The organism is Mesorhizobium sp. M7A.F.Ca.CA.001.08.2.1 (assembly GCF_003998455.1).
GTDB classification, from domain to species: Bacteria; Pseudomonadota; Alphaproteobacteria; order Rhizobiales; family Rhizobiaceae; genus Mesorhizobium; species Mesorhizobium ciceri.
In genome coordinates this window covers 1-4795 of the sequence record NZ_RZPW01000488.1, presented here as the reverse complement: position 1 = coordinate 4795, position 4795 = coordinate 1, and the positions used below count along the sequence as shown (strand labels likewise).

Sequence of the window (4795 nt, the reverse complement as noted above, 5' to 3'; positions counted from 1 at the left end):
GTCGAGTTTGATGCCCTTTTTACGAAGAGGCGCGACAAGGTTGCAACTCTTTCTGATCTAGAAAAGCGAAAATTTGCTGTAATCATTCAGGCGTTAGGAATTCTTCCGTACCCGTGAGGCCATGAATAGAACGACCGTTCGCCAGCGATCGAGGTAGAGTCCTTCAAAGCTCACCCCTGATCCGTCGCCACTCGATCTGAAGGTTGCTCATCGTCTAGAATAACGAGTGGCGGCATGCAAAGAAAAGCTTGCATCGAGCCGTATGCCGCACACATCGCGCAGTCAATGCCCGTGTCGTCAAGGACGACGCCAGTTCCAGGAAACGGGATAAGTCTGCTGCGGAGCGGCAGACACTTTTCCAGAAGTATCCGCGCACCCCTTGGTGTGATTGTGTATGCCTGAAGCCCAAACGAATGCTCTACCTTGATAAGGAATCTGGAGGAGAATTTATCGGACTGGAACAAGGCAGTTCTATTAGTATATTGACGATCGTAGAATTCCATTTTGGCTTTTGAGAAACCAAGGTCCAGCCAGAGAAAGGATGGGTCAAAAATATAGCCCCACTGTATGATATCCCAATCTGCCCGTGCTTGAGATATAATACTGGTGGATTCCTCCGTGAATCGAAACGATGACCGAATATCGTCTTCGAAAATAGTTATTGTCTTGTTTTCTGAAGCCGACAGCTGCCACAAGCTGATATGGGATAGAGCGCACCCCAACGTGCCCGGGGGATACGGACAATCACTGGTAATCAGACCTTCCTTGATGAGCGCCTCCCTGTCGAGAGAAGTGCCGTCAACGGCTGATACGCGAACGGTATTGTGCAATAAATGCCAGTTGTTACTTTGGTACCTGCTCCAGCGCTCGACGCTGCGGTCTAGGTTTATCAGGTGAATTTTCGGGGAACCCGTCGGCTCGACAGGCCGGGCTGGCATCGTCCCGGAGACAGAGGGTGTGGCGGCAGTGAATGCGGAGGTATCGCCCGCACCATGCAACAGCGCTCGAGCCCGCTCGATGCCATCACTCACATGGTATTGGCCATCGCCAAAGGTGATGTAGCCATAGACTTGTCGGTTATCCATATACTGGACGATTCCGGCCTTCCTGGCGCTGGCAGCAAAGACAACGTACTCGTACCGCGATGTGCCGTCCTCGTATGTCAGTTCGGTCAGCACGTCAGCCCGGACAAGATATGTGCAATGCACGAGCGGCACCTCGATGGCGCCGCGCACGTGGCGGTTGAGCACCCAACCATACTGATCGCACTGCAAATAATACCCGTTGGCATCGATCTCGGCATGAAAGTTCGAATAATATTGGCCCGGCGAGATAGAGCGAAGCAGAGGCGCGACGATTGGCAAATCAAGCGCGACAAGTTCTCGCAGCGTGGCCGATCGCACGAAATTGTCGACGTCGGCCACGAAATAGAAATCGCAGCCGTGCTCGAGCGTTTTCCGCAGACTTATGTTGCGGATTCGGCCAAGCACCCTGAAGCGCGTCTCATTCCATTCGTGCTCGCCAAACTGCTCAACACGATCGACGACGTCCGAGGCGTCGATTTCGACCGCCGCATAGAGGTGACCCACGCGCTCTACCCATTCGCGCAGTATATGCTCGGTCCTGTCGGTATTGTTGTTTGTCCTGATGTATAGGACGATCGATGCCTTCGGGTAGTCGAGCGCCTCGATGCACTCGAGGTAAAGCGGCAGTGCCGGTTCCTTCTGCTTTGCCAGGATTGCAATCAGGATGCGCGGTGAACCCTTCAGGCGCGACCGCAGCGAACGCTGCCGGATAAGCTTGTGCTGATCGATCAAGCTCTCTGTCCCGAACGCCCCGAGATTCGACGGTTCATGCACCGGAAGCTTGTCAGTGGCGAAACGCGCGTTGGCCACCACGCGCTTCGCCATTTCCGCCGGCAATTTTTCGCTGGCGAGCAATTTCAGACAGGCGTCGAGTGAATCCCGGTAAGCGCCTGTCCAGTAGGCATTGACGGCAAATTCGTCGAGCAATCCGTAATCGTAGACCCAAGGCTGTATGAAAAGTCCGGGGGGTTGCGCAAGGTCGAGCCCTCGACGCGCAAATTCCGCTCCCTCCGCGTTCCGGCCCTGGGTGCGGCAATAGAGGCTCGCGGCGTGAAGAGCTTCAGCGCGGGCGGGAACGGCCTGCGTCGCACGCTCAAAGATTGCAACGACCTCGTCGAATGGCCGTCCCAGCGCTGCCATGAGATTGCCCGCTTCGAGCAGGCTGACATAGATTTCCTCGTCCCAGAAGCCCAGCTCGGCGCGCTTCAGATAGTTTGCCAGCGATTTTTCACGTTCTCCGGAATCCCTATAGCTCTGCGCCAGATAAAAGGTGTATCGCGAAATAAGGAACGGGTCGGTCTCCGTAGCAAGCGCGCTTTCAAGAACCGTCGCGTCGTCCTGGTACTTTCGCGGGTTTTGACTGCGTGCTCCGCCACGCCCCGTCGCCACGCGAAAACCCTTGGCGGTCTCGCGTGTGAGATGGCCGGGAGGGGCCTCGAGATATTCGTGCAGCACGCCCTTGAAGGAGAAGGGAAGCCGGTTGCGGCAAATCTGCGGGCGATAAAACGAAATGCCCCCATGGGACACCTCGACGTCGTAGAGATCGTGTTCCATGTTCGACTTGAACGCGATCGGATCGAAGTCAGCGTCTTGGACCACGACGTCGTCGGCGTCGATGATCATGGCGTAGTCGACCGTCTCGACTTCACGCAGGCGGTCAAGGGCAAAGGTACGGTTGTACGCAAAGTCCCGCCAAGGCTCGTCGATGACTGTGCCTTTGACATTGTGAAGGGTCAGGAAGGTACGGATGACGTCCTGCGTGCCGTCCTCGGAACCCGTGTCGATGACGAGCACGTAGTCAACGAGAGGAAGGGCGCTGGCGAGGCATTGCAAGATGACCTTTGCCTCGTTCTTGACGATCATGCACAGGCCGATGGTGCTCATGCTAATCCCTTGGCGGAGCGACGTTCGTTACACGCTGCTGGAAATTGTTGAAGGGAATTCCTGCGCCTTTGTCCGGCTTTATATCTCATGCATCACCCCGCCGCCTTGGCCATTTGCATGACCTTTGTTGCAAAGAACGATTGCCCCTTCACAGCCAAGTGCTGCCTCAACCCGTCCATTGTTTAGCCAGCGCTTTCCGTCGCAGCAAGGGTCTTGCGGTCGCTCGGGACCAGAGGGTTAAGAACAGAATTTCCCGTCGACCCAATCGCTGAGGCGCAAATTCCGCCGCGACATCGAGGGTTCGACGCGAACCAGAGGGCACCCTTAAGCCTCGGATTTTTCGATGCGTTCGGCCCATGCGCGCCATTTGATGTCGACCGAAAGTAGTTACTCATGGTCCACAATTAATAAATTGTTAACTTGGTTATTTACAAGTTGCTAATTTTAGATTTTACTAATGTCTTGTGTTGAGAGGGTTCCCGCGAACCGGGCAGAGGGCCTGTTGGGCTGCGTCTGCGAAGCCAGGAGAGTGTCTGGAGCAAGTCACTTCGTGCGTGAGGGCGTGGCAAGTGTGTGGTGACGTGCAAGAGAAGACGTTGTACGGCCTTGAACTCAAGGCCGGCGTTTTCCCAAATCTGATGTTCCCCCCGCAAGCAGTTGGTTCCCTCGTTAGTCGTCGTCGAGAAATCGGCGACACGCGTGACGGGAGTGACCATGGTTGGGGTGATACCGTGTACGAGTCGATGGGGCCGTGACGCAGGCTTAGGCGTAGAACAACGCCTGAATTACCCGCAGTTGGCCAACAGCACGGATTACCCAGCGATTGATGGGTATTCCTCGGTGTCCTTTGGACGCCTCACTCACCTGGGCGAAGACAACTGGGGCGCCATCCGATCGAGCGGCACGAAGAGGCTGCCAAGCCTTGCGCACCCGTCTCTTAGACCTGCCCGCAATGCGGCAATGCGCGCGACCGGCCTCACCGGGCGCCCGCGCTCTGCAGCCATTGAACCAGCGATTGAAATCTAAGGTACGACCAAGAGAAGCTGCGGCCCGGCCGCCGGCGACCAAGGAGAAGATGATGAGCTTCACGGCAGGATTTGCGGCTATGGAAGTCACCGTTCGAGGCATTTTGCCGATCGGCGACACGATTGAAAATGTAAATTATTTCATTCTGGACACGGCCAAGAGCGCTATTGTCGGTCAGGTCGTTCTTCCCAGAGCCGCCAAGCGAAGCCTCGCTGTCGCCCTCACCGTCAAAGTCCCAAGCACCGCCGGCTCGCTTGCCATTGGGACGTTTGATGAAGGCGGGAACTTCCAGGTCGCCAACTTCCTCCGCGTGGAGACGCCAGTCGTGGAACGTCCCCACGGCGCCGTCGGGCCGTCCGGGAGGTAAATCTCTTTGGTCGCAGCACTTGCCGGCTAGGCCAGTGAGTGGCTGCCGGTGAATTGAGTTCGAAGCCAACAGGAGCCAGTCATGGCCCGTGCCTCTGAAGTTCTTTTTGTCGATCCTTCAGTTTCCGACCTCCAGGCGATTCTCGGCAGCGTGCGACCCGAGGTTCAAGCGATTGTGCTCAACGGCCGCCGACCGGCGGCGCGGCAGATCGCTGCCGCGCTCGCAGGGCACGCAGGGCTCGATGCGGTGCACGTTATCGCACATGGTGGGTCTGGGCGTGTCGGCTTCACAGCAGGGGAGTGGTCATCAACTACATTGCAGGAAGAGGCCGAGGATCTTGCCGCAATCGGCCGTGCGCTTGCCAAGGACGGCGAGCTGCGGCTGTGGAGCTGCGAAACGGCATCGGGGGATACGGGCGAAGCCTTCATAGAGG

General features: G+C 56.9%; 3 protein-coding genes. 2 read left to right on the top strand and 1 reads right to left on the bottom strand.

Annotated features, from left to right (window positions below; translation table 11 throughout):
• Nucleotides 1–170: 170 nt before the first annotated feature.
• Nucleotides 171–2969 carry a glycosyltransferase family 25 protein gene (locus EN914_RS24455; protein ID WP_024505824.1) on the bottom strand — a complete coding sequence of 933 codons (2799 nt, stop codon included), beginning with the start codon at nucleotides 2967–2969 and terminating at the stop codon, nucleotides 171–173.
• 1078 nt (nucleotides 2970–4047) lie between these two features.
• Between EN914_RS24455 and EN914_RS24450 the strand changes: the two genes are divergently transcribed.
• Both EN914_RS24450 and EN914_RS24445 read left to right on the top strand, forming a co-directional pair.
• The gene (locus EN914_RS24450; protein WP_024505825.1) at nucleotides 4048–4362 is read left to right on the top strand and encodes a hypothetical protein; all 315 of its coding nucleotides are present in this window, start codon (nucleotides 4048–4050) and stop codon (nucleotides 4360–4362) included.
• 81 nt (nucleotides 4363–4443) lie between these two features.
• On the top strand, nucleotides 4444–4795 hold a 352-nt coding region (locus EN914_RS24445), incomplete at its 3' end, for a DUF4347 domain-containing protein (protein WP_127389320.1).

What these genes read in the sequence shown, in the direction of transcription:
- EN914_RS24455 (WP_024505824.1), bottom strand. Translation starts at nt 2,969, where the DNA reads ATGAGCACCATCGGCCTGTGCATGATCGTCAAGAACGAGGCAAAGGTC.
- EN914_RS24450 (WP_024505825.1), top strand. Translation starts at nt 4,048, where the DNA reads ATGAGCTTCACGGCAGGATTTGCGGCTATGGAAGTCACCGTTCGAGGC.